Annotated in this window: 22 protein-coding genes; 10 read left to right on the forward strand and 12 right to left on the reverse strand. The window is 69.8% G+C overall.

Features of this window, described 5'->3' with window-relative positions; translation table 11 throughout:
- The first annotated feature begins 146 nt into the window (after nucleotides 1–146).
- Nucleotides 147–869: a tyrosine-protein phosphatase gene (locus ACTWQN_RS15660; protein WP_443204197.1), complete on the forward strand. Its 723-nt coding sequence runs from the start codon at nucleotides 147–149 to the stop codon at nucleotides 867–869.
- 497 nt (nucleotides 870–1,366) lie between these two features.
- Here the strand turns inward: ACTWQN_RS15660 and ACTWQN_RS15665 are convergent, their stop codons facing one another.
- From ACTWQN_RS15665 to ACTWQN_RS15675, 3 genes are all read right to left on the reverse strand, one after another.
- Nucleotides 1,367–2,338, reverse strand: coding sequence for a sigma-70 family RNA polymerase sigma factor (locus ACTWQN_RS15665; protein ID WP_443204198.1), 972 nt, complete (start codon nucleotides 2,336–2,338; stop codon nucleotides 1,367–1,369).
- 309 nt (nucleotides 2,339–2,647) lie between these two features.
- Nucleotides 2,648–3,073, reverse strand: a complete 426-nt coding sequence (gene dtd / locus ACTWQN_RS15670; RefSeq protein WP_443204317.1) for a D-aminoacyl-tRNA deacylase — start codon at nucleotides 3,071–3,073, stop codon at nucleotides 2,648–2,650.
- Nucleotides 3,070–4,635 (reverse strand): DUF7782 domain-containing protein, encoded by a 1,566-nt coding sequence (locus tag ACTWQN_RS15675; RefSeq protein WP_443204199.1) that lies wholly within the window; start codon nucleotides 4,633–4,635, stop codon nucleotides 3,070–3,072. The genes dtd and ACTWQN_RS15675 overlap by 4 nt, the downstream gene beginning before the upstream one ends.
- 150 nt (nucleotides 4,636–4,785) lie before the next feature.
- Here ACTWQN_RS15675 and ACTWQN_RS15680 point away from each other — a divergent pair, with 150 nt between their 5' ends.
- Both ACTWQN_RS15680 and ACTWQN_RS15685 read left to right on the forward strand, forming a co-directional pair.
- Complete coding sequence (locus tag ACTWQN_RS15680; protein WP_443204200.1) at nucleotides 4,786–5,370, forward strand: hypothetical protein; 585 nt, start codon at nucleotides 4,786–4,788, stop codon at nucleotides 5,368–5,370.
- A gap of 192 nt (nucleotides 5,371–5,562) precedes the next feature.
- Complete coding sequence (locus ACTWQN_RS15685; RefSeq protein WP_443204201.1) at nucleotides 5,563–6,534, forward strand: zinc-binding dehydrogenase; 972 nt, start codon at nucleotides 5,563–5,565, stop codon at nucleotides 6,532–6,534.
- 436 nt (nucleotides 6,535–6,970) lie between these two features.
- Here the strand turns inward: ACTWQN_RS15685 and ACTWQN_RS15690 are convergent, their stop codons facing one another.
- Both ACTWQN_RS15690 and ACTWQN_RS15695 read right to left on the reverse strand, forming a co-directional pair.
- Entirely contained in the window at nucleotides 6,971–7,297 is a 327-nt protein-coding gene (locus ACTWQN_RS15690; RefSeq protein ID WP_443204202.1) for a hypothetical protein, read from the reverse strand.
- Nucleotides 7,294–7,596: a hypothetical protein gene (locus ACTWQN_RS15695; RefSeq protein WP_443204203.1), complete on the reverse strand. Its 303-nt coding sequence runs from the start codon at nucleotides 7,594–7,596 to the stop codon at nucleotides 7,294–7,296. The genes ACTWQN_RS15690 and ACTWQN_RS15695 overlap by 4 nt, the downstream gene beginning before the upstream one ends.
- A 142-nt stretch (nucleotides 7,597–7,738) precedes the next feature.
- On the opposite strand from ACTWQN_RS15695, the gene ACTWQN_RS15700 reads away from it, so the two are divergent.
- Both ACTWQN_RS15700 and ACTWQN_RS15705 read left to right on the forward strand, forming a co-directional pair.
- On the forward strand, nucleotides 7,739–8,314 hold the full coding sequence (locus ACTWQN_RS15700; protein WP_443204204.1) for an HhH-GPD-type base excision DNA repair protein: 576 nt from the start codon (nucleotides 7,739–7,741) through the stop codon (nucleotides 8,312–8,314).
- Between the two features lie 109 nt (nucleotides 8,315–8,423).
- Nucleotides 8,424–8,969 (forward strand): hypothetical protein, encoded by a 546-nt coding sequence (locus tag ACTWQN_RS15705; RefSeq protein WP_443204205.1) that lies wholly within the window; start codon nucleotides 8,424–8,426, stop codon nucleotides 8,967–8,969.
- On the opposite strand, the gene atzF is transcribed toward ACTWQN_RS15705, so the two are convergent.
- From atzF to ACTWQN_RS15730, 5 genes are all read right to left on the reverse strand, one after another.
- Entirely contained in the window at nucleotides 8,951–10,588 is a 1,638-nt protein-coding gene (gene atzF / locus ACTWQN_RS15710; RefSeq protein WP_443204206.1) for an allophanate hydrolase, read from the reverse strand. The genes ACTWQN_RS15705 and atzF overlap by 19 nt on opposite strands.
- A gap of 105 nt (nucleotides 10,589–10,693) precedes the next feature.
- A complete protein-coding gene (gene uca / locus ACTWQN_RS15715) occupies nucleotides 10,694–14,257 on the reverse strand; it encodes an urea carboxylase (RefSeq protein ID WP_443204207.1) in 3,564 nt (1,187 codons plus the stop codon).
- A complete protein-coding gene (locus ACTWQN_RS15720; RefSeq protein WP_443204208.1) occupies nucleotides 14,250–14,876 on the reverse strand; it encodes an urea amidolyase associated protein UAAP2 in 627 nt (208 codons plus the stop codon). The genes uca and ACTWQN_RS15720 overlap by 8 nt, the downstream gene beginning before the upstream one ends.
- Entirely contained in the window at nucleotides 14,873–15,697 is an 825-nt protein-coding gene (locus ACTWQN_RS15725; RefSeq protein WP_443204209.1) for an urea amidolyase associated protein UAAP1, read from the reverse strand. Before ACTWQN_RS15725 ends, ACTWQN_RS15720 begins: the two co-directional genes overlap by 4 nt.
- A 47-nt stretch (nucleotides 15,698–15,744) precedes the next feature.
- Complete coding sequence (locus ACTWQN_RS15730) at nucleotides 15,745–17,211, reverse strand: amino acid permease (protein ID WP_443204210.1); 1,467 nt, start codon at nucleotides 17,209–17,211, stop codon at nucleotides 15,745–15,747.
- Nucleotides 17,212–17,380: 169 nt separating this feature from the next.
- Between ACTWQN_RS15730 and ACTWQN_RS15735 the strand changes: the two genes are divergently transcribed.
- On the forward strand, nucleotides 17,381–18,040 hold the full coding sequence (locus ACTWQN_RS15735; RefSeq protein WP_443204211.1) for a TetR/AcrR family transcriptional regulator: 660 nt from the start codon (nucleotides 17,381–17,383) through the stop codon (nucleotides 18,038–18,040).
- Nucleotides 18,041–18,051: 11 nt separating this feature from the next.
- Here ACTWQN_RS15735 and ACTWQN_RS15740 read toward each other — a convergent pair whose 3' ends face one another.
- On the reverse strand, nucleotides 18,052–18,723 hold the full coding sequence (locus ACTWQN_RS15740; RefSeq protein WP_443204212.1) for a lysophospholipid acyltransferase family protein: 672 nt from the start codon (nucleotides 18,721–18,723) through the stop codon (nucleotides 18,052–18,054).
- Nucleotides 18,724–18,855: 132 nt separating this feature from the next.
- On the opposite strand from ACTWQN_RS15740, the gene ACTWQN_RS15745 reads away from it, so the two are divergent.
- The gene (locus ACTWQN_RS15745; RefSeq protein ID WP_443204213.1) at nucleotides 18,856–19,203 is read left to right on the forward strand and encodes a DUF3099 domain-containing protein; all 348 of its coding nucleotides are present in this window, start codon (nucleotides 18,856–18,858) and stop codon (nucleotides 19,201–19,203) included.
- Between the two features lie 58 nt (nucleotides 19,204–19,261).
- Complete coding sequence (locus tag ACTWQN_RS15750) at nucleotides 19,262–19,510, forward strand: DUF3039 domain-containing protein (RefSeq protein ID WP_443204214.1); 249 nt, start codon at nucleotides 19,262–19,264, stop codon at nucleotides 19,508–19,510.
- Between the two features lie 133 nt (nucleotides 19,511–19,643).
- On the opposite strand, the gene ACTWQN_RS15755 is transcribed toward ACTWQN_RS15750, so the two are convergent.
- Nucleotides 19,644–20,759, reverse strand: coding sequence for a YihY/virulence factor BrkB family protein (locus ACTWQN_RS15755; RefSeq protein ID WP_443204215.1), 1,116 nt, complete (start codon nucleotides 20,757–20,759; stop codon nucleotides 19,644–19,646).
- A 246-nt stretch (nucleotides 20,760–21,005) separates the two neighbouring features.
- On the opposite strand from ACTWQN_RS15755, the gene ACTWQN_RS15760 reads away from it, so the two are divergent.
- Entirely contained in the window at nucleotides 21,006–22,775 is a 1,770-nt protein-coding gene (locus ACTWQN_RS15760; RefSeq protein ID WP_443204216.1) for a DEAD/DEAH box helicase, read from the forward strand.
- Nucleotides 22,776–22,846: 71 nt separating this feature from the next.
- The gene (locus ACTWQN_RS15765) at nucleotides 22,847–24,058 is read left to right on the forward strand and encodes a cysteine desulfurase-like protein (protein ID WP_443204217.1); all 1,212 of its coding nucleotides are present in this window, start codon (nucleotides 22,847–22,849) and stop codon (nucleotides 24,056–24,058) included.
- Nucleotides 24,059–24,085: the final 27 nt, after the last annotated feature.

Here is a 24,085-nt window from a genome sequence, read left to right on the forward strand (position 1 = left end):
TCGTCCACGGGGGTGGCCCAGGTGTGACGGATCGCCAATCGGATCGTCGCCCGGTTGGCGTTGGCAGGCCGGGAGCGCACCTGCGAGGCTGGCGGCCGGAGTTGTCGTCGCACCTCAGAACCGGTGCCCGAGTCGCGGAGGTTGTTTTGCCGACGACGGACCCGATCGATGCGCTGGTGAACCTGCGCGATCTCGGCGGGCACCCCACCGGCAACGGCGTGGTGACCAGACAGGGCGTGGTGTATCGCAGTGATGCTCCGCACATCGACGACCGGGCACCCGAGCACATGCTGCGGTGGCCGCCGGAAGTCGTAGTGGACCTGCGCGATTCGGCGGAGGTGGGCGACCGGGAGCACCCGCTGGCGGCGGTCGCCGCGGTGCGTCACGTGGCGTTGCTGGAGGAGCTCCAGGACACCGATCTCGAATTCGACGACGCCGTCCAGGAGCTGACGGCGTTCTACCAGTCGATCATCAACGGGGCATCGAAGAAACTGGTCGAGGTGTTCCGCATCGTCCTGGACGCGGACGGTCCCGCGCTCATCCACTGCGCAGCGGGTAAGGACAGAACCGGCGTGGTGTCGGCGTTGTTGCTGAGCGCGGTCGGGGTGCGCCGCGATGCCATCGTGGCCGACTACCTGCACACCGACCGCAACATGTTCCGGGTGCTGCGGCGCTTGGACGTGGCTCCGGTGTTGCCACCGGGCGTTGACGAAGAGAAGGTCCAGGACCTCATGTCAACGCCGACAGAAGCGATCGAGAGCGTCCTGACCGCGTTCGCGGCCCACGAAGACGGCGCCCTGGGCTGGTTGCGCTCGCACGGCGCCACGAACGAGGAACTGCGGCGCTGGCATCAGAAGTTCTTGCCGTGAGCGCGCCATGCGGCTCCGATGTGCGCGTCCGCGTTGGCTGATCGTCAGGCGAGTTGGGCAAAAAAGGTCGGGAGGCCGGACCCGCCCAAACGACGAGTTCGGCCTCCCGGAGAAGGCGGCGGAAGCCCGCCGCCAAAGCCAAGACCGAAAAGACGCAAGAAAAGATGTTGACTCCGCAACCCCAACCAATCAAAGAGCCAACCGGGTACACCTAACCCGACCACCCAACACAAACCCACCAAAAGCACGCTCAAGCCCCAACCACCAACCACCTGTGGGCAGCGCTCCGAAGACCGCCATACTTGAAGAGTCCCGGAGGAGGAGATACCTGAAGGCTGGTCGGTGAGCAGGCCGGGAACGCTCAAGAACGAAAGGAGCACTCCCGAACGCGATCACCGCACCGTGGGGGTCTGCGGGGGCTCGGCCCCCGCAAAATCATCTGACCGCGCGGGTGGTCCGCGCTTTCCGCGGACACACCTCGCCCAAAGAACGCGCGGTCAGCTCGCGTACGCCCGCAGCCGGTCGGCTCGGTCGCCTTGGCGGAGCTTGGCCATGACCTCGCGCTCGATCTGGCGGACCCGCTCGCGGGACAGCCCGAACGACTTGCCGATCTGGTCCAGGGTGCGCGGCTGGCCGTCGTCGAGGCCGTAGCGCATCCGGATGACCGCCTGCTCGCGCTCCTCCAGGGTGGCCAGCACTCGGCGCAGGTCGTCCTGCAGGAACCCGGAGATCACCGCGTTCTCGGCATCGGCGGACTCGGAGTCCTCGATGAAGTCACCAAGCGGCGCGTCTTCCTCGGCCCCCACCGGCATGTCCAGGCTGACCGGGTCGCGCGAGTGGTCCATCAGGTCGAGGATCTTCTCCACCGGGATACCGGCCTCTGCGGAGAGCTCGTCGTCGGTGGCTTCGCGGCCGAGCCGCTGGTGCAGGTCGCGCTTGATCCGGGCCAGCTTGTTCACCTGTTCGACCAGGTGGACGGGCAGCCGGATGGTGCGGCTCTGGTCGGCCATGCCACGGGTGATGGCCTGCCGGATCCACCAGGTCGCGTAGGTGGAGAACTTGAAGCCCTTGGTGTAGTCGAACTTCTCCACCGCGCGGATCAGGCCCAGGTTGCCTTCCTGGATCAGGTCCAGCAGCGGCATGCCGCGGCCGGTGTAGCGCTTGGCGAGGCTGACGACCAGGCGGAGGTTGGCCTCCATGAGGTGGTTCTTCGCCCGACGGCCGTCCCGGACCACGGCACCGAGGTCGGCGCGCCGCTCGGGGGAGAGGTTCTTGCTGGTCTCCAGCAGGTGCATGGCGAAAACCCCGGCCTCGATCCGCTTGGCGAGGTCGACCTCTTCCTGTGCGGTGAGCAGCGCGGTGCGCCCGATGCCGTTGAGGTAGACGCGCACCAGGTCTGCCGACGGGCCTTGGGTGTCGAGGTCTTCGGCGACGGTGACGTCTGGCTTGGTGGTCTGCGGGACGGTCATGAGCTCCCTCCCTGGCGGGCTGGCTTGGCGGGCGCTAATTCACACCTGCGCGCCGTTGCGCGGTGTGGAAGACGCGTACGCTCGTGGTACGGGCTTCCGCGTCGACGTCTTCGCCGGTGTTGTCGATCGGTGCATCAGCACTACGTCAGCGCTGTGTCGGCACGCGGTCGGCACGGCCGTCGAAGCTTCGTTACCTGGAAAACGACCGGGCTGCCGAATTCGTTCCCGAAGTTCTCGCTTGGGAGACGTCATGGCGGTCACATCCGTTGCTCCGCAAGTCTGAGGATTTGCTGAGAGCCGTCGTTACTTTTAGACCTCAACCAAAAGTGTGAATGGGCCGTCGTTGACGCTCTCGACGGACATCATCGCGCCGAACACCCCGGTGGCCACCCGCGCGCCCCGCTCGCGCAACGCCGCCACGACGGCGTCCACCAGCGGTTCGGCCTGCTCCGGCCGGGCCGCCTCGGTCCAAGACGGGCGGCGTCCCTTCTTCGTCGAACCGTAGAGCGTGAACTGGCTGACGACCAGCAGCGGCGCCCCGGTGGTGGCGCAGGACTCCTCGTCGCGCAGTGCCCGAATCTCGTGCAGTTTGCGCGCCATTTTGCTGACTTCTTCCGGCCCATCGGAATGCGTCACACCCAATAGCACTAACAGTCCGGGTTCTTCGATCTTGCCGGTGACGACACCATCGACAGTTACTGAGGCACGCGTGACCCGGGCGACGATTGCTCTCATTGGTCGCCGCCCGCCCATTCCACCGGCAACACCATTGCGTGCCGGATGAGTTCGCGCACCATCGGGATCGCCGCGCGGGTCAGTTCTTCGACGTCTTCGCCGTAGCCCATGGCGAGCAATTCGAGCAGTTCGCCGAGCGGGAGCGCGCCACGGCATCCGGCGAGCAGCCGCACCCCGAGCTCGTCGATCTCGTGCTGCCAGCCCGGCCCGTCGGTGCGGTGCAGTCGGCGAACCAGCGTGTGCCAGCCCTCGTCGCCGGGTTCGGAGACCTCTTCCAGCACGGTGCTGTCCGCGGTGACCAGTCGGGCCGCCAGCAGCTGCGCGGCGGAGTCGTGCGCGCGCAGCCAGTCGATCCGACGCAGCCACTGGTCGGACTCCGGGCCGAGCGGGTCGTCGAAGGCGTGCCGGAGGTCCTCGCAAACGACCTCGCCGCGGGCGTCGGTGCGGCGCAGGGTGACGAAGCCGAAACCGACGCCGATCACGTCATTGGCCTCGAACCAGTCCAGCCACTCGGTCGCTTTCCGCAGGCCTTCCCGACTGCGGAGGTCGTACCCGGCGTCGCGCAGCCAGGTGCCCACGTACAGGGCCGGGTCGGCGACGTCTCGCTGCACGAACCAGGCGTCCACCCCGGCGCCCGGTGGCAGCCACCGGGACACCCGGTCCTGCCAGTCCTCGCCGTCGCGGTGCACCCAGGACGCCAACAGCTGCCCGGTACCGCCCTCGGCCAGGAAGCCGGGCAGCTGGCGCACCACCAGGGCACTCGCGTCGTCACCGGCCAGCCCCGAGTCGCGGTAGGTGAAGTCGGTGCGCGGCGGGCCGACCACGAACGGCGGGTTGCACACCACCAGGTCGAACCTGCGGCCCCGCACCGGGTCGAACCACTCGCCCTCGGCGAGTTCGACGTCGACGCGGTTGAGCCGGAAGGTCGCCTCGGCCAGCGCCAGCGCCCGCTTGGACACGTCGGTCGCGGTGATCCGCTGCGCGTGCGTGCTCGCGTGCAGCGCCTGCACGCCGCAGCCGGTGCCCAGGTCGAGAACCGAGCCAACCGGGCGCCGAGAGGTCGCGCGAACGAGGCTCAGCGACGCGTGCCCGACACCGAGCACGTGATCGGCGTCCACCGGTCGGCCGCCGCGCAGATCCGAGTCCAGGTCCGAGACCACCCACCACGAGTCGTCGTCGGCGCCGTGCGGGCGGACGTCGAGCCCGGCGCGCAACTGGTCGCCGTCGGCGACGAGCACTCCGGCGGCGACCGCTTCGGGCACCGGCAGCGGGTCCAGCGCGGCCTCGACGGCCGCTTGCGGTTCGGCTCGGCCCAGCAGGAAAAGCCGGACCAGGGTGCCGAGGGAACCTGCGTCGGCGGTGGCACGCAGCGCGGGCACGGGTTCGCCCCGCCCCAACGCGGCGTGCGCCTCGGCGCCGAGGAGTTCGACCACCCCGTCGGCGTGGTAGCCCGCCTTTTGGAAGGCGTCGCGAAGTCGGTCGATGCGGTCCTGGGACAGATCTGGAATCACACCTCGATCCTCACACGACCGCCGAAACCCGCACCCACCGCGCACAGCCATCGACCGACGCAACAGCCAGCGGATTGGTGTGCTTGGCGCCTGGCACTCGCGAGTGGTCGTCGCGGTAAGAACCGAGCACGTGCCGCCGAGCCCGATCTGCGCCTTCAAAATCGCTCGCGCTGATCGTCGTGTCCGGGAGACCATGAGGCGATGAGACCCGAGGTCGGCGCGGCCTTGCACCGCTGCGATGCCTGCGGCGAGTACGAGTACGGCGGTGCGCCCGACTGCCGCCGATGCCGAGAACTGGTGGACGGCATCGTCGAAGCGGAATGGCAGCGCCGCTGGCACCGCGACCGGTGGACGGGGGAGTCGGAGGCCGAGGTCGCCGGGCTCGTGGTGGCGGAGCCGGACCAGCACGACTGGCGGGTTGTTGACGCTGCCATGGACCGGTTGACCTGCGGAGATTGTGCCAATCGTCTCGGCCGTGGCCCGATGGGCTGTGCGGCGTGCGATCGCGCCCACGGCTTCCGGTACGCCGCCATCGAAATCGATCGACCGGGCGTCCCGCCGGGCAACGAACACGCGATCCGCGTCAACGTCTCGGTGCTGCGCCGACCGCAGGTGACCTCGGCGAACGAGCTGCTGGCCCGCCGCCTGCTGCTGCCCGCCCTGCTGGTGGGATTCTTGCCCAGCGCCCCGCAGGCGCAGCGGATGAGCTCGCTGATCAAGGCAGGAACCGCTGCGGCGCACATCACCGAACTGATCGACGACTGGCTCCGGAACAGCCGCGACTGATCGACTCTCGCCCCAGCGCGCACCGGCAGTCCGATCGATTGAGCGGACCTCCGGTGGTACTTCGGACGACGACCTGGTGCGGTTGGGTCGTGAGATCCCGGTCTCGCCAAGGGTGCGGGCCGTTGACCTCGACCATGCTTGAGGTTGCACGCTCCGGGTGTTCGCGTCGGCGAACGGATGGGAGCGAGTGGTATGCGAGTGGTCCGGGTGATCGGTTTCGGGGGTCCCGAGGTGCTGGTTCCAGGCGAGGCGCCGGATCCGGTGGCTGGTCCCGGCCAGGTCGTGATCGATGTGGCGGTGGCGGGCATGACGTTCGTCGAGACGCAGATCCGGCGTGGCACCGACAGGTGGCATGAACGGCCACGGTTGCCGTACGTGCCGGGCGGTCTGGTGGCCGGGAGCGTGAGCGCGGTCGGTGCGCAGGTGGATCCGGCTTGGCTGGGGCGGCGTGTCGTCGCTGGCACGGGAGAGACCGGGGGTTTCGCCGAGCGGGCGGTGGCCGCGGTCGGGGAACTGTTCCCGGTGCCCGGGGGCTTGGGCATGTCGGAGGCCACGGCCCTCCACAGCGACGGCAGCACGGCCCTGGGTCTGGTTGAAAACGCCAGGATCGATCCCGGTGGTTGGGTGCTGGTCGAAGCGGCGGCCGGTGGAGTGGGCAGCCTGCTCGTGCAGCTCGCGCGGGTGGCGGGCGCGCGGGTCATCGGAGCCGCTCGCGGATCGCGGAAGCTCGATGTGATCCGGGAATTGGGAGCTGACGCCGTGGTCGACTACTCCGAACCCGGCTGGACCAAGCAGGTGCTCGAAGCGACCGGTGGGGCGGGACCGGACGTGGTGTTCGACGGTGTCGGCGGCGAGATCGGGAAGGCCGCGTTCGAGGTGACGGCCCGCGGTGGCCGGTTCTCGGTGCACGGCGCCGCCAGCGGCGAGGCCACGCTCATCGATCCCGCGGAGGCGCGCCACCGGGGTGTGGAGGTGGTCGGTATCGAGCAGCTCTTCGATTTCGGAGCGAATGTGTCGAGGTGGGCGGAGCGGATGATGTCTCAGGCGGCAGCGGGACTGGTCCGGCCGATCATCGGGCAGACCTTCCCGTTGGAGCGGGCAGCCGACGCGCACAGCGCGGTCGAAAACCGCACCGCCGTGGGGAAGACCCTGCTGCTGATCTGAAGTTGGCCAGCGCCACTCCGACCAGCCCTCCCTTCCGGGGCACTCGCACATCGCCGGGGCAGGTGATGCCTTCGCGTGCCAGGATGTTGCTATGCGGAACAAGCTCAACCTCACCGGCGACGTCGAGGCCGACGCGCTGCTCTCGCGCGATCCGCTCGCCCTGCTGCTGGGCATGCTGCTGGATCAGCAGAGGGTGACACACTTGAAGTAAGTGGGGAGGCGGGTTCGGCTACAGCCGACTTGCGGCGATCTCGTAAATGACTGGAATGGATCAAAGGGGAACAGGATCCGCCCCGTGAACACAATCGCGATGTCGGGCATCGAGCATCACCCCGGTACGGACGCGTTCCCCCCCCCGCAGGCATCGACGATCTCGTCGGTGTCAGGTCGACTGATGCGGCTGCCTTGATGCCGAACGTGACTCTCGGTGCGGGTTTCAGCTTCGTTGAAGTTCCTCGCGAGCGACGCGGCGGGCGATCTCTTCGACCTCAGTGGACGTGAGGCCACCGGAGTCGTGCCGGTGCACGGCCTGAGTGAGGAGCCGTCGAACGAGTGCGGATGTGGGAATGTGCTCGGCGGCCGCCCGGCGTCGCAACTCGGCGTCGAGGGACTGGCTGATGCGCAGGTGGAGTGAAACGTCGAGGGCAGCGGCGTTTTCGGCTACCTCGGCTTCAGTCGCTTCAATTTCTTCGTCGGCGACCTGAGCGCGGATGGCGTCGTGTCGTGCACGGCGGGCCGACTTGGCGGGGTCGGTCATGGTCATGCCTCCTTGCCTTCGATGTACTCGCGGAGATCGGCTCCGCGGGTCTTCCACGCGGTCACTCCGGAGCTGTCCTCGGGGTCGACGATCACGGTCAGTACGCATCCGGCACTCGCCGAGTACCCGATGATCCGGGTGTAGCCGACATGGCTCCTGGGGTCAGGGTTGCGCACGATGCAGTGCGGGTCGGTGGCAGCCTCCAACGTCCACGCGGGTTCAATGTCGGTCGCACCGGGGTAGCGGGCCGAGCGGGTGCGGATGTGGGTGGCGTCTTCGTCATCCCACCACAGCTCATCGAGCATGTAGCACATTGTAGAACAATGCACCACGGTCGCGCTACGTCGTCGACCGGCGCCGCATGACGTTGCTCAGACACAGCGGCGAAGTGTAGGCGGGCAACACCTTCCGGACGATGCCGACGGACGCACGTGCGACGATGTGTCCATGTCGAAGACGCTGCACCTCACCGGCGACGCCGACGCCGACAAATTGCTCTCCGATGATCCGTTCGCCCTGCTCACGGGCATGCTGCTGGATCAGCAGATCGCCATGGAGAAGGCGTTTTCGGGTCCCAAGACGCTGGTGGAGCGGCTCGGTGAACTGGATGCGCACGGGATCGCGGTCATGGATCCCGACGAGTTCGCGGCGATCTGCGCCCAGCCGCCGGCGATCCACCGGTTCCCCGGCTCGATGGCCAAGCGCATCCAGGCGTTGTGCCAGTACCTGGTCGAGCACTACGACGGTGACGTCGAGCGGCTGTGGGCCGAGGCGGACGGCAAGGAAGTGCTGAAGCGCCTGAAAGCGCTGCCCGGCTTCGGCGATCAGAAGGCGCGGATCTTCCTGGCGCTGCTGGGCAAGCAGTGGGGCGTCCAGCCAGCGGGGTGGCGCGAGGCCGCCGGTGCCTACGGTGACGCGGACGCCCGCCGTTCGATCGCAGACGTCGTCGACGAGCAGACCCTCGACGAAGTGCGTGCCTGGAAGAAGCAGCAGAAAGCCGCCGCCAAAGCCGCCAAGGCCTAGCCGAACCGGGAACTACGGGCGGTAGTCGGATAACGCGCGGCAACGTCAACGCGGAACCCATGGCGTCGGCTCGTGGCATCGCACGGGCCCTGTGCACCGGGGGAAGCGCATGAGTCGTTGTGCCGTTGTCGTCGTCGTGTCGGGTCTGACGCTCGCGGTCGGGGCGTGCGGCGCCCCGGCCCCGCCGAAGCTGCTGCCGCCGCGGGTCGCGCAATCGGTGATGCCGCTGCCAGCCAAGATGGCCGCGCGCGCAACGGCGGTTCCGCGAGCAACCGAGCGCCCGCGCGACGCGGTCGGCCCCGGACGTCTCGGTGCGCACGGCAGTGCGAGCTCGCGGGAGCGGCAGATCGTCGACCAGCCCGAGGCCGCACCGCCACCCGACTCGCTGACCAGCACCGATCCATGTGCCGGGTGGACCTCCCAGCAGTGCTACGGCTACCCGGCGGACCCGCCGGTGGGCGCCACGAGCAGCTACCCGGACCCTCCGGTGGGCACTACCGGCGAAGAAACGCCGAGCCCGCCAGCCGCGACCACCACGTCGCCATCGACGAGCCAGCGGCCCACCAGTCCACCGCCGACGTCGCCGAGGTCCGGCTCGCCGACCACCTCCTCTTCGCCGCCATCCACCACGGCTGCTCAGTCGGCCACCAGGTAGGCGCGCCAGCCCCGGTGCGCGGTGATGTCCTGGGCGCCGTCGAGCGCGGCCGGTTCGCAGAGGAAACCGCGGACCGTGCTGCCGTCGGCGAGTTCGACCACGCCGATGGTCATCGGCGCGGGCACGGTAGCGGCGAAGGAACCGAATGCGGCCGTGCTCAGCTCCCACACCTCGACCTCGATGGCCGCGCCCGAATTCGCCCGCACCAGGCCCGGCTTCGAGGGCACCGCGTCCAGTGCGTGCAGCCGGTAGGTCGGGGCCGTCGTGGTGGTGCGCACGAACCTGGCGTTGCGGTCGGTGAGCTGGTGGTTGAGCGGCTGTCCGGCGAGGTGGGCGCCTGCGACCGCCAGTTGCACGGGTGTCTCGCCGTCGTCGAGCAGTCCGGCGATCCGGGCCAGCGCCGCGTCCTGGAGCGCCGCGCCGACGAGCATCACGCCGAAGGGCAGGCCGTCGACGAGACCGGCCGGGATGGCGAGCGCGGACATGTTCAGCAGGTTCGCGAAGTTGGTGAACCTGCCGAGGTCGCTGTTGACGCCCACCGGATCGGCGGCCACCGCCGCCAGGGTCGGGTGCTGCGTCGTGGTCGGCAGCAGCAGGGCGTCGATGCCGTCCAGCTGCGCGGCGGCCTGCGTCGCGAGCTCGGCGAGCCGTGCCTGGTCGGCGAACACCTGGTGCGCGGCGATTCCGGCGGACGCGGAGATGATCTTGGCGACGGTGGGGTCGATGTCGCCGGGGTGGGCGTCGACGAACTCGCCGACCGCGGTGTAGCGCTCGGCGACGAACGCGCCCTGGTAGAGCAGGTCCGCCGCCTCGCGGAAGGGGGTGAGCCCGACCGGCACCAGCTCGGCACCGGCTGCGGCGAAGCGTTCGGCGGTGTCGGCGAACGCCCGCGCCCAGCCGGGCGCGAGGTCGCCGAGTTCCGCGAGATCGGGTACGCCGATGCGGTACGGCGCGGCAAGCGTGGTCGTCGGCACGGCGTCGGCCATGACCTCCAGCGCCCGGTGGGCTTCGGGGACGGTGCGAGCGAACACCGTCACGCAGTCGATGCTGCGGCAGGCGGGCACCACGCCGTCGGTGGAGATCAGCCCGCGAGTTGGTTTGAGACCGACGACGCCGTTCAGCGCGGCGGGCACCCGGCCGGATCCGGCGGTGTCGGTGCCCAGCGCGAGGTCGGCGATGCCGAGTGCGACGGCGACCGCGGAGCCGGAACTGGAGCCGCCGGAGATGCGTTCGGGGTCGATCGCGTTGCGCACCGCGCCGTAGGGGGAACGGGTGCCGACGAGACCGGTGGCGAACTGGTCGAGGTTGGTGGTTCCGAGGATCAGCGCGCCTGCCGCGCGCAGCCGGGCGACTGCGGGCGCATCGCGGTCGGGGGTGCGGGCGTAGGCGGGACAGCCCGCGGTGGTCGGAAGCCCTGCGACGTCGATGTTTCCCTTGACCGCGACGAGTGCACCGGCCAGCGGCAGGGCCTCGCCGGAATCGGCCCGTTCGGCGAGGGAGGTGGCCTCGGCGAGCAGTTCGGATTCCGGCCGCAGGTCGATCCACACCTCGGGGCGATCGACCTCGGCGATGCGCCGGTAGGTGCGCTGGACGCGCTCGCGCAACAGCTCTTCCCGCATCAGTGGAGCTCCCTCGTTCTCGGTCGCAGCGGCGAAATAGGCAGGACTACCGTCGTCGCATCGTGGAAGTTGGCGTATCCGTGCCCTGGTCGCAGGCACTTCGATTCATGGGGCGAGGGTGACCAGTGGCGTGCCCGGGCCGACCTGGTCGCCTGGTGAGACCAGGATTTCGGCCACCGTCGCGGCACTGGGGGCGGTGACGGCCGCCTCGGTCTTCATCGCTTCCAGGGCGAGCAGCTGTTGGTCCGCTTCGATGCGCTGACCCGGCTGCACGTCGACGCGCCAGACTGTTGCCACGAACGGCGCTTCCACCACCTGGCCACCAGCAGGAACATCCACAGTGGTCGGTGCGGACACCACGAGCTCCGGTTCGGGCTTGGGGTCGAACTCGCCTGCCGCCTCCCATGCCTGGCGTTCGGCCTCGAAGGCCTCGGCCTGCCTGGCGCGGAACTCGGCGATTTCCTCGGCGTTGTCGGCCAGGAAGCGTTCGTGGTCGGCGAGCACGAACTCGCCCTCGGTGATGTCCAGCCGCAGCCGCCCGGCGGCGCAGTCGGCGCGCATTTCGAGCAATTCCTCGGCCGAAACCGGGTACCACCTGATGCGGTCGAAGAACCGCAGCAGCCACGGCGAACCGGGTTCGAAGGAGCCGCGCTGCTGCCAGCCGCTCCACACCTGCACGGTGCGGCCGACGAACTGGTACCCGCCGGGACCTTCCATGCCGTAGATGCACAGGTACGCGCCGCCGATACCGACGGAGTTCTCCGCGGTCCAGGTGCGGGCCGGGTTGTACTTGGTGGTGATCAGCCGATGCCGGGGATCCAGCGGGGTGGCCACGGGTGCGCCGAGGTAGACGTCCCCCAGCCCCAGCACCAGGTACTCGGCGTCGAACACGGTCCGGTACACGTCGTCCACACTGGACAGACCGTTCGCGCGGCGGATGAACTCGATGTTCCACGGGCACCACGGCGCGTCGTCGCGCACCCCGGCCACGTAGCGGGCGATGGCTTCCCGGGTCGCCGGATCGTCCCAGGACAGCGGCAGGTGCACGGTGCGGCTTGGCACGCGGAGCTCGCTGGTCGGCGGCAAGTCGGCCTCCAGTTCCCGCACCAGGCCCAGCGCCTTCTCCACGGGCATCTCGTCGGGGTCGACGTGCAGTTGCAGCGACCGGATGCCCGGCGTGAGGTCGACGATGCCGGGGAGGTCCTGTTCGCGCAGCGTTTCGGCGAGCGCGTGCACCCGCATGCGCAGCGCCAGGTCGAGCTTCATCGGCCCGTATTCGACGAGCAGGTTGTCATCGCCACTGCGCCGGTAGGTCACCGACGGCCGGGACTCGGTGGCGTCCAGCGCGCCGAGCACCCCACCGTCGGCGACCGCGCGCCTGGAGGCGCCAGGAGCGCGGCCAGGAGCGCGGCGCAGTTCGGCGGCGTGATCGACGCTGATCGGCGCGAAGCGCACGGTGTCGCCGGGGCGGAACTGGCCGAGCTTCCAGCGCTCGCCGGTGGCGACGGTGGCCGGGCAGACGAATCCGCCGAGGCTGGGGCCGTCCGGGCCGAGCAGGATCGGCAGGTCACCGGTGTAGTCGACGGCGGCCACCGAGTAGGGCGTGTCGTGGATGTTCGACGGGTGCAGCCCGGCTTCACCACCGTCGCTGCGCGCCCACGTCGGCCGGGGGCCGACCAGCCGCACCCCGGTGCGAGCCGAGTTGAAGTGCACCTGCCAGTCGGTTTCGTAGAAGACCTCGATGTCTTGCGGGGTGAAGAACTCCGGCGCCGCATGGGGGCCTTCGAGCGCGCCGACGACCCAGGTGTTCGTCAACTGCGGGCGCCCTTCGGCGGGCACAGCGCCGCCCGGTGCGCCGCGGACCGGGCCCGGTTGCAGCACGTCGCCGACGCGCAGTGCCCGGCCGCCGTGCCCGCCGAACTTGCCGAGCGTGAAGGTGCTCGCGCTGCCGAGGAATTCCGGGACGTCGAAGCCACCGGCGATCAGCAGGTAGGTCCGCAGGCCTGCGGACTCGGTGGCGCCGATGTCGAGCACGCCGTCGGTGGGAACCACGACCGGCTCCCACATCGGGACCGGTTCGCCGTCAACGCTCACCGGCGCCGGGGCGCCGGTGACGCACACCGTGGTGCCGTGGGTGAACCGCAGCGCCGGGCCGTCGAGGGTGCATTCGAGACCGGGCGCGCCCGCCGGATTTCCGAGCGCGATGTTGCCCAGCCGGAACGACCGGTCGTCCATCGGCCCGCACGGCGGTACGCCGACGTGCCAGTACCCCCGCCGACCCGGCCAGTCCTGCACGGTCGTCATGGTGCCCGCCCGCAGCACCTCGACCGCCGGTTCGTCATCGACCACTGTGGACAGTGTCGTCGTGTCGTGCGTGGCGGCGCGAAACCGCGGATCGTCGACAGCGGCGCGCAGGAAGCCGAGATTGGTGCGGATCCCGTCCAGCCGGGTGCCGCGCACCGCATCGCTGGCCGCCGCCAGCGCGGCATCCCGGTTCGCCCCGGATACCACGACCTTCGCCAGCAGCGAGTCGTAGTGCGCGGTCACCTCGGTGCCGGTCTCGACCCAGGTGTCGACCCGAACATCGGACGGGAACTCGGCGCGGGTCAGCAGACCAGCGCTGGGCCGGTACTCGCGGGCCGGGTCTTCGGCGCAGACCCGCAGTTCGACGGCGTGGCCGCGGGGTCGTGGCGACTGGTCGAACATGCCGGTGTCGCCATCGGCCAACCGCAGCATCCACGAGACGAGGTCGATGCCGAAGACCTCCTCGGTCACGGTGTGCTCGACCTGCAGCCGGGTGTTCACCTCCAGGAACGCCGCCTCGTCGCGGTCGACGTCGTAGACGAACTCCACGGTGCCAGCCGACCGGTAGTGCACCGAGGAGCACAACTTCAGCGCTGCGTTGCTGATGTGCTCGCGGATCCGCGCGGGCAGGCCAGGTGCCGGGCACTCCTCGACGACCTTCTGGTTGCGGCGCTGCAAGGTGCAGTCCCGATCGCCTAGGGGCAGGACGCGGCCACGGCCGTCGCCGAACACCTGGACCTCGATGTGCCGGGCGCGCTCCACCAGCCGCTCCAGGAAAACCCCGGAGGTGGCGAAGTTCTTCGCGGCGACGCCCTGCACGGAAGCCCACGCCGCGCGCAGCTCGTCCGGCGTTCGGCAGGCCCGCATCCCGATCCCGCCGCCACCGCCGACGGCCTTGAGCATCACCGGGTAGCCGACGTCGTCGGCCGCCGCGAGACAATCGTCCACTGTAGATAGCAGGCCGGTGCCGGGCAGCAGCGCAACGCCTGCCGCGAGGGCCTGTTCACGAGCGGTGTGCTTGCTGCCGAACAGCTCCAGCTGCCGCGGTGTCGGTCCGATGAAGCTGAGCCCGGCCGCCGCCACGCGCTGCGCGAAGCCCGCGTCCTCCGAGAGGAAACCGTAGCCAGGGTGGATCGCGTCGGCGCCGGTGCGCCGGGCGGCATCGATGATGCGGTCTGCCGACAGGTAGCTCTCGGTGGCTGGGGCGGGCCCGAGCAGCACGGCTTCGTCAGCCAGCCGGACGTGCGGCGCGCACCGGTCGGCCTCGGAGTACACCGCCACCGCCGCGATGCCCAGTTCCCGCGCGCTGCGCAGGATCCGGACCGCGATCTCGCCCCGGTTGGCGACCAGCAGCTTGTCAACCACGTGGCACCTCGCCAGCGCCGTCGGTGACGACCACCCGGATCTCGGTCGGCTCGAACCCGTTGCAGGGGTTGTTGATCTGCGGGCAGTTCGAGACCAGCACCAGCACGTCGATCTCGGCGCGCAACGCCACCCGGAGGCCGGGCGCGGAGATTCCGTCGACGATGCCGAGCGTGCCGTCGGCCTCGACCGGGACGTTCATGTACCAGTTGACGTTGCCGACCAGATCGCGTTTGCCCAGCCCCCAGCGGGAGCCCTCGATGAGGAAGTTCTCCACGCATCCGTGCTGGTGGTAGGTGTGGTGGCCGTAGCGCAGCGTGTTGGATTCCTTGCTGCACGCGCCGCCGATGGTGTCGTGGCGCCCGCAGGTGTCTTCGACGACCGTCATCAGCGCGTCGTCCTCTTGGCTGCGCAGCACGCTGCCGGTGGTCAGGAAGATGTTGCCCTGCTTGGCGATGGTGTTGCCCGCGCTGTAGCGACGGGCGGTGTCGGCGGCGTCGTACGCCAGGAAGTCCACCGCCTGGTTGCCGTGCAGATCGACGATGTGCAGCACGTTGCCCTGCTCGACGACGGCGGAAAACGGTGCGCGTGGCGGCACGACCTGGTCGAGCACGGTGCTCATGCGATTCCCCTCGCGGTCAGGTAGTCGGCGGTGTTGGCGAAGGCGCGTCGGCCTTCCGGGGATCGCGTCCACAGCGGTTCCTCGGGGGTGGTGGCAGCACCGCGCCAGGCCAGGACTTCCAGGGTTGAGCAGGTGAACTCGGGGCGCGGGTCCAGTGGATGCGCGGTGTTGGCGATGGAGAAGATCACCGGCATCTCGATGCGCAACGTGACCGAACCGCCCGCACCGCCGCTGAACTCCAGGTCGCCGTCGGCCCCGACGCGCACGCCCTTGAACAGCGCGAGACTCGGTGCGATGTCTCGCGGGCCGAGCCCGTGCTTGGCCAGCGCCAGCTTGAACAGCTCCCGCCCGGCGGGCGAGCCGCTGTGCGGCGCACCCGCGCCGTAGCGCTCGGTGTTGGCGGCCAATGTGGACGTCGAGCACAGCGCGTCGTGGTGGCCGGAGGAGTCCGCGACGATCGACGCCAGCACCCGTGCCTGGTCGGACAGCAGCAGGTTCCCGGACCGCAAGTAGGCGTTCCACTGCACCTTCACCGTGTCCGCGACGTTCAGCCGCTCGTCGGGCTGCAACGCGTTGTGCAGCAGCAGATGCGCGCACGCGTCGCCGTGCAGGTCGGTCAGCCGCAGGTGGGTGCCACGGGCCAGCACCTTGTGCGCGTAGCCGCCGCTGGCCACGGTCTCGGCCCACACCAGCGACTCCGCCGCGACGCCGTCCGGCGGCTGCGGCCACCGCGACGCCGGGAGTACCGGCATGGCCTCTGCGGTGGTGCCTTCCTGCGCCCGCGCGTGCTCGCGCGCTCCGTAGGTGGTTGCAGTGCTCACGGGTTCGCCTCCTCGGGCGTTTCGGGGTCGGTGAAAGCGGGCTCCGCTCACGACATTTCGGTGCGGGCGCGTGCGGTCCGCCAGCACAGCCAGCCGACGACCGTCGCGGCGACGAGGAATTCCAGCGGGAACAGCAGTGCCCACAGCGAGCCGGTTCCCGCGGTGTCGTAGACCTCCGGACGCGGCCACGCGATGTTGACGATCATCACCAGTCCCCACAGCACGGCGAGGACGTTGATCGGCACCCCCCAACGCCCCAGCGAGAACAGGCCCGGCTGGGCGGTGAAGCGGCCCCGCAGCCGGGCTCTGAGCAGCGGAAGCGTCACCAGCAGGTACGACAGGTAGACGACCACCACCGATGTGCCGGTGATGGCGCTGAAGATCGTCGAGTTGCCCAGGTTCAACAGCAGCAGACCGATCGCCACCGCCCCGGAGACCAGCGCGGGCAGCACCGGCGTGCCGGTGCGCGGATGCACCTTCGCCAGTCGCGCCGCCGCGGGCAGCACGCCGTCGCGGGCCATCGCGTAGCAGATCCGGATCGTGCCGGTCTGGATCGTCAGCGTGCACACGACTACCGCGACCGCGACGTCGGCCAGGAAGATCCGGCCCAGTGCGTCCCCGAACACCGTGCTGATCACGTACGGCAGGCCTTCGGAGGCCAACCGGCCGTCGGTCAGGCTCGGTGCGGCCATCAGCGCCACCAGGATCACCGCGAGGCCGCCGATCCCGGAGATCAGCAGCGCCCGCAACACCGCACGCGGCGCGGACCGGCGGGCGTCCACCGTCTCCTCGGCGACCGACGCGGCGGTGTCGAATCCGTAGAGCACGTACGCCGCCATCAGCGCGGAGGCCAGCACCCCGGCGCCGGCGGCCCCGCCGGTCAGCGGTTCGGCCACCACCTGCGGCCCGCGCACCGCGAACAGCGCCAGACCGACGATCAGCACGACCACGCCCACCAGTTCGGCCGCGACGCCGAGATCGTTGATCTTCGCGATCACCCGCACCCCCGCCGCGTTGGCGGCGGTGGTGAACACGATCAGCGCGCTGCCCAGCAGCACCGCGTTCGTGGCACCGGTCGGCGAGGTGATCGACGGATCCCCGCCCACGAGCTGGAAACCGCTCCACACCGACGGCAGCACCACCTGCAACGCGATGGCCGCGGCGGCCAACGCCACCGTGCAGCCGAGCAGCATCATCCAGCCCGCCAGCCAGCCCGGAAAACCGCGCGAGAGGTGCTTGGCCCACTGGTAGATCGACCCGGCAAGCGGGTAGCGGGCAGCGAGTTCGGCGAAGTTCAACGCCACGAACAGTTGGCCGACGATCACCACCGGCCAGGTCCAGAAGAACATCGTGCCGCCGAAGGAATAGCCGAGCCCGAACAGCTGGAACACGGTGGTCAGGATCGACACGAAGGAAAAACCGGCGGCGAAGGCGCTGAAGGAACCCAGCGAGCGGCGCAGTTCCTGGCGGTAGCCGAAGGCTGCGAGCTCATCCGTTTCGGCAGTAGTCGTCACGCGACCTCCCGGTTAATTTTTGTCGCGCGACAGAAATTAGTGAGCTGCGAAGACGTCGACGTGGCAGCGGAATCACCGGGCGGTAAGCAACTGTGAGCACCGTGTTTCCGAAATCTCACCGCGAGCCGCCGCGGCGCGGTGAGTTCGCGGATTCGGCGATGATGACCAGGTGAGAACGCAGGGACGAGTGGGGCGGCCCAGGGCCGGGTCGGCCGGTACCGGTGATTCGCGGGAGGACCTGCTGGCCGCCGGTGCCGCGCTGTTCACCGAGCGCGGTTTCGCGGCCACGTCGACGCGGGCACTGGCGGAGCGAGCCGGTTTGCGGCAGGCGGCCCTGTACCACTACTTCGGGACCAAGGAGGACGTCCTCGCCGTGCTGCTGGAACGAACCGTGCGGCCGTCGGCGGAGCTCGCCGCGACCCTGCTGAGTCGCGACGAGGATCCGGCGGTGCGGTTGTGGGCGCTGTGCCGGGCCGACATCGAACTGCTCGCCAGCGGCGAGCACAACCTCGGCGCGCTGTACCTGCTGCCGGAGGTCGCCGGGCCGCGGTTCGCGGAGTTCCGGCGGCAACGCGCCGAACTGAAGGACGCCTACCGCGTGCTGGTCGAAGCCCTCGCGGGTCCGCGAGCATCCGGTCGCGCGGATTTCGTCTTCGGCGTGGTGGAAAGCGTGATCCTCATCCGGCGGGAGGAAACGGGCCTGGACCCGGTTGCCTTCGCCGGTGCGGGTGCGGACGCCGCCCTGCGCGCGGCCGGAGTCGGCGAAGACCGGCTCCCCGGGACCCGTGCCGCAGGGGAGGAGCTCCGGGTGCGTCTCGGGGCGTCATAGCGCCGGTCTGGTCAGGCCGCCGCCGCGCCGGGGCGCTGGTAGCGGTCGACGTACTCCTGATCGGAAAGTTCGGCGATGGCGTACATGATCTCGTCAGTGATGGACCGCAGCACCGGCAGCGAGCTCTCCATGCCGGAGTAGCGGTTGAAGTCCAGCGGATCGCCGAACCGGACGGTCACCGGGTGCAGGCGGGGAATCTTCGTACCGCGCGGCTGGAGCTTGTCCGTGCCGGTCAGCGCCACCGGCACCACCGGCGCTCCGGTGCTCAGCGCCAACCGGGCCACCCCGGTCCGGCCCCGGTACAGCCGCCCGTCGGGGGAGCGGGTGCCTTCCGGGTGGATGCCGAAGGCACCGCCCTGCCGCAACACCTGCTCGGCGGCCTCCAGCGCCTCCTTGGCCGCCCGACCGCGCCCGCGCTCCACCGGGATCGCCCCCAGCGAGCCGAACAGCCACTTGGTCAGCGCGCCCTTGGCGCCGGTGCCCTGGAAGTACTCCGCCTTGGCCAGGAACGCCACCGGGCGGGGCAGCACCAGCGGGACGATGAAGCTGTCGAGGACCGCGAGGTGGTTCGGCGCCAGGATCACCGGTCCGGTCGCGGGAACCTTGTCGACGTCGATGACGCTCGGCCGGTAGATCGTCCGCGCCACCGCGCCCACGACCCGTTTGCTCACCGCGTACAGCATTCGCCCTCCAGCGCACCGTTGATCCTGACGAATCTAACCCGGCGAGGTTTCGGCGCTGCTTCCTACCGGTCAACCTCACCTGTCCTGCCGATGCCCCGGCCGGGGTATCGGCGAACGCGATCGAGTGGGAGCATGGAATTCGGAGGTAGCGCCGTGAACAGCTCACATCGTGACGACACCCCGGTGCTGATCACCGAGGCCCAACCGTCCTACGACGATCAGCAGGCGGTGCGTCGCCGCAGGTACGCGATCATGATGGCCAGCCGGATCCCATGCCTGGTCGTGGCGGTGGTGGTGTTCCAACTGTGGCAGTTGTGGTGGTTGGCGCTGATCATCCTGGCGATCTCCATCCCGCTGCCGTGGATGGCTGTGCTCATCGCCAACGACCGCCCGGCCAAGAAGCGCGAGAAGGTGCACTGGTTCCGCCGCTCGCACCGCGCCCTGGAATCCAGCAGCCACCAGGTCATCGAGGGCGCCTGAGCGCCGACATCCGGCGGGTTGCCGACAGGCGTGGCCGCCGTGCGGCATCATGGGGGGCATGAGCACGATGACGATGCCGGAGACCGATACCCGGAGCGAGACCACTGATAAGACCAGTGATGACCGTCCGGAGGTGTTCCACTACGTGCAGAAGGACAAGATCGCGGAAAGCGCGGTCATGGGCACGTACGTGGTGGCTTTGTGCGGTGAGGTCTTCCCCGTCACCAAGTCGCCGAAGCCCGGCTCGCCGGTTTGCCCGGACTGCAAGGAGATCTTCGAGTCCCTCCCACCCGGCGGCAAGGACTGAGACTTCGCGCGGACGAGCAGCACGCCGCCCGAGTTCAGCCAGTTTTTCGGGCTGTTGTTGTCCTCGTTTTGAAGCGGCGTCTGAGGTTCCGCTACCCGCACCGCTACGCAAAATGAGTTCAAGGACAGGTCATTCAGCCGCCGTGCGGTTCGGCTTGGCGGTTCGTCGGCCGCGTCGGCAGCGGCGAACCGTTGCGCGGTAGCTCCGGGGTGTCCGGCTTGTCGTCCTCGGACTGGCCGTTGCGCCACGCGCGATAGCCCTCTTCGGTGTGCATCCGCTGCGCGAGGCGTTTCATCTCCAGCCGCCGCCACTTCCGGCGCTCCCGGCGGGTCATCTTCGCGGGCCACATCTCCTGGATGGCGTTGTTGAACTGCGCGCCCATGATGATCGCCAGCCCGATGAAGAATGCGAACAGCAGGAACGCGATCGGGGTGGCCAGCGCGCCGTAGGTGTAGCCGGTGCTGGTCACCCACGTGATGTAGAGCCGCAGGCCGATGCTGGCGCACAGGAAGATCACCATCGCCAGCAGCGCGCCGGGCAGGCCGCGGTGCCACGGCAGCTTCCGGGGCAGCGACACCTTGTAGAGCGTCGCCAGCGCGACCACCAGCCCGACGCCGGTCGCCGGGTAGTAGAACCCCTGGATCAGCCAGGCGATGTCGTCCTGGAAGTCGCGCGGGAAGATCGTCGGCAGCCAGTCCGGGCCGAGCGCGACCACCGGCAGCCCGACCACCGCGAGAACCAGGGCGACCAGGTAGAGCAGCAGCGCGAAGATCCGCTGCCACACGCTGTTGCGCACCAGGTACTGGTTGTATGCGAGGGTGATCGAGTCGACCAGCGACGCCAGCGCGGAGGAACCCGCCCACAGCGACAGCAGGAAGCCGACCGAGACGATCTCGCTGCGTCCCTTGGTCAGGATGTCGGCCACCGTTGGCCCGATGATCTGGTCCACCACGTTGACGGTGAACACCGTGCGGGAGAAGGCGAGGATCTTGTCGTGCACGGCGTCGACGACGTCGGGACCGAACCAGTCCCCGACGAAGCCCAGACTGCCCAGCAGCCCGAGCAGCAGCGGCGGCATGGACAGCGTCTGCCAGAACGCGGCGGCTGCCGATTCCGAGAAGATGTTGTCCCACCACGCCTTGTCGAGCGTGCGCAGCACCAGGCGCAGCGGCCCGCGTCGCACCGGGGCTTGCGGTGGTACGACCGTCGCGCTGCGCCCCCGGCGGTCAGGAGGACTCGGAGCACCCATGGCACCCATAAGGATGCTTCATCCGCTGCGGTCCTGAGCGTCGGCCCGGGAAAAGACCCGGGAACTCGGAGTGTCGGACACCACTGCAGCGGCCGTGCCCGTCCTGGTCGGGGTTGAAAGGTAAGCTCCACGGCGGTCCGCTTCGAGTTGATCGACGCCGTTGGCGGGTGCGGGCAGTCGCGAGGTTGTGCAACGGTGCGTCCTCAGTCCGGCTTGGGGAGACAGGGGAAGGAGCGGCGAGCTGGCGTGTCCGAAGCGCAACTCGACAATTCCGTCCGATCCGTGCTCAGCGACCCCTCGCAGGCTCCTTCCCGACCACTGCGCGCCTGGCAGCGGCGAGCCCTCACCAAGTACCTGGCGAGCCGACCGCAGGACTTCCTGGCGGTGGCCACCCCCGGCGCGGGCAAGACGACCTTCGGGCTGCGGGTAGCCGCCGAGCTGCTGGCCGACCGCACGGTCGAGGCGGTGACCGTGGTGGCGCCCACCGAGCACCTCAAGCACCAGTGGGCGCTGGCCGCCGGCGGGGCGGGCATCGCGCTGGACTCCAACTTCCGCAACGGCGACGGCGTCACCTCGACCGACTACCGCGGTGTCGTGGTGACCTACGCGCAGGTCGCGGCGCACCCGACGCTGCACCGGGTTCGCACCGAGCGCCGCAAGACGCTGGTGATCCTCGACGAGGTGCACCACGCGGGCGACGCGAAGTCCTGGGGCGATGCGATCCGGGAGGCGTTCACCCCGGCCGTGCGACGGCTGTCGCTGACCGGCACCCCGTTCCGCAGCGACGATTCCCCGATCCCGTTCATCGGCTACGAACCCGACGCCGACGGCTCGCTGCGCAGCCGCGCGGACCACTCCTACGGATACTCCGATGCCCTGGGCGACGGAGTCGTGCGGCCGGTCCTCTTCCTGGCGTACTCCGGCGAGGCCCGGTGGCGCACCAACGCGGGCGACGAGTTCAGCGCCCGCCTCGGCGAGCCGCTGACCGCCGAGCAGACCGCGCGCGCCTGGCGCACCGCGCTGGATCCGGCGGGGGAGTGGATCCCGACCGTGCTGCAAGCCGCCGACACCCGGTTGACGCAGCTGCGGGGCGACGGCATCCCGGACGCAGGTGGCCTGGTGATCGCCTCCGACCACGTCACGGCGAAGGCCTACGCCAAGGTCCTGCAGCGCCTCACCGGCAACGAACCGGTCGTGGTGCTCTCCGACGACCCGCAGGCATCCGGGCGGATCGCCGAGTTCGCCGAGTCCGACGGGCGCTGGATGGTCGCGGTCCGGATGGTCAGCGAAGGCGTCGACGTGCCCCGGCTGGCGGTCGGCGTCTACGCGACGAGCGCTTCGACGCCGCTGTACTTCGCCCAGGCCGTGGGGCGGTTCGTGCGGTCCCGGCGGCCGGGCGAGACGGCGAGCATCTTCCTGCCCAGCGTGCCCGTGCTGCTGGAGCTCGCCAGCCAGCTGGAGGCGCAGCGCGATCACGTGCTCGGCAAGCCGCACCGCGAGAAGGACGGCTGGGACGACGAGCTGCTGGCGGAGGCCAACCGCCAGCGGGACGAGCCCGGCGAGGAGGAGAAGGCGTTCACCGCGCTGGGCGCCGAGGCCGAGCTGGACCAGGTGATCTACGACGGCTCCTCATTCGGCACGGCGGCCTTCAGCACCACCGAGGAGGAGCAGGACTACCTGGGCCTGCCGGGCCTGTTGGAACCCGACCAGGTGCGCGCGCTGCTGCAGCAGCGCCAGGAGCAGCAGCTTACGGACGTCGGCAGGCGCGAGGCCGAGTCGAAGGCGGCGCGGGCGGCCGAGCAGGCCGAGCAGCGCGCGCGCCCGCAGAGCGTGCAGGAGCGGCTGCAAAAGCTCCGCAAGGAACTGAACACGCTCGTCTCGCTGCACCACCACCGCACCCGCAAACCGCACGGCAAGATCTACAACGAACTGCAGAAGACCTGCGGCGGGCCGCCCACCGCGATGGCCACCATCGAACAGCTCGAAGAACGCATCGCCACCCTGCGCTCCTGGTGAATCGGGTTCCTGGTGAATCGGGCGCAGCCGTTCGGTTTCGGTCGCCGTGGTTGGTCTCATAAGGTCTGTTCATGGCTTTTGACGTGGAGAAGGTTCGGGCCCAGTACCCGGCGTTGGCGGACGGTAGGGCGTGGTTGGACGGCGCGGCGGGCACCCAGGTGCCGCAGCCGGTGATCGACGCGGTCAGCGACGCCTACCGGGTCGGGATGTCCAACGTGGGCGGCCCGTACGAGTCCAGCCGCCGCGCCTCCGGGATCGTCGCCGAGGCCCGTGCGGCGGTCGCGGACCTGGTGGGTGCCCCCGATCCCGCGTGCGTGGTGTTCGGCCCGAGCATGACCGCCCTGACCTACCGCTTCGCCGCCGTGCTGGCCGCGGGTTGGCGGCCCGGTGACGAGATCGTGGTGACCCAACTCGACCACGACGCCAACGTGCGCCCCTGGGTGCAGCACGCGCAGCGCGCGGGCGCGGCCGTGCGGATCGCCGAACTGGACCCCGAGACGGGCGAGCTGCCCGTTGACCACGTCACCGACCTCATCGGCGAGCGCACCAAGCTGGTGGCCGTCACGGCGGCCTCGAACGTGCTGGGCACCATGCCCGACCTCCGGGCCATCACCGACCGGGCCAGGCAGGTCGGCGCCATCTCCTACGCGGACGGGGTGCAGCACTGCCCGCACGCCCACGTGCGCCTCGCCGAGCTGGGTGCCGACCTCTACGCGACCAGCGCCTACAAGTGGGCTGGTCCGCACCTGGCCGCGGTGGTCGCAGCCGATCCGTGGGCGCTGGAGAACCTGCACCCGGACAAGCTCACGCCCTCACCGGACACCGCGCCGGACCGGTTCGAACTCGGCACCAACCCGTTCGCCGCGATGGCCGGGGTGGTCGCCGCGGTGGAGCACCTGGCCGGACTCGATTCCGACGCCGACGGCAGCCGGGCCGAGCGGCTGGCGGTGTCCCGCCGCAGCGTGCAGGCCCACGAGGAGAAGCTCGCCAAGGCGCTGTTCGACGGACTGGCCGCGCTGGACGGCGTGGTGCGGTACGGGGCTCCGCAGGGCGCGTGCACGCCGACCGCGTTCTTCGGGCTCGCGGGCCAGGAACCCGCAGCGGTTGCCGAGCGGCTGGCTGAGCGGGGTCTGAACGTCTCCCACGGGCATTCCTACGCCTGGGAGGTCGTGCACGCACTCGGCATCGGGCCGAAGGGCGGCGTGCGGGCCAGCCTGTCGCACTACACCAGCGAAGCCGAAGTCCAACGCCTGCTCGACGCCCTGGGCGAACTCAGCTCGTGAAGATGCCGGGTGAGCGGCGGCTGTGCC

Origin of the sequence: Saccharopolyspora antiqui (assembly GCF_052246905.1) — a bacterium.
Classification (GTDB): Bacteria; Actinomycetota; Actinomycetes; order Mycobacteriales; family Pseudonocardiaceae; genus Saccharopolyspora.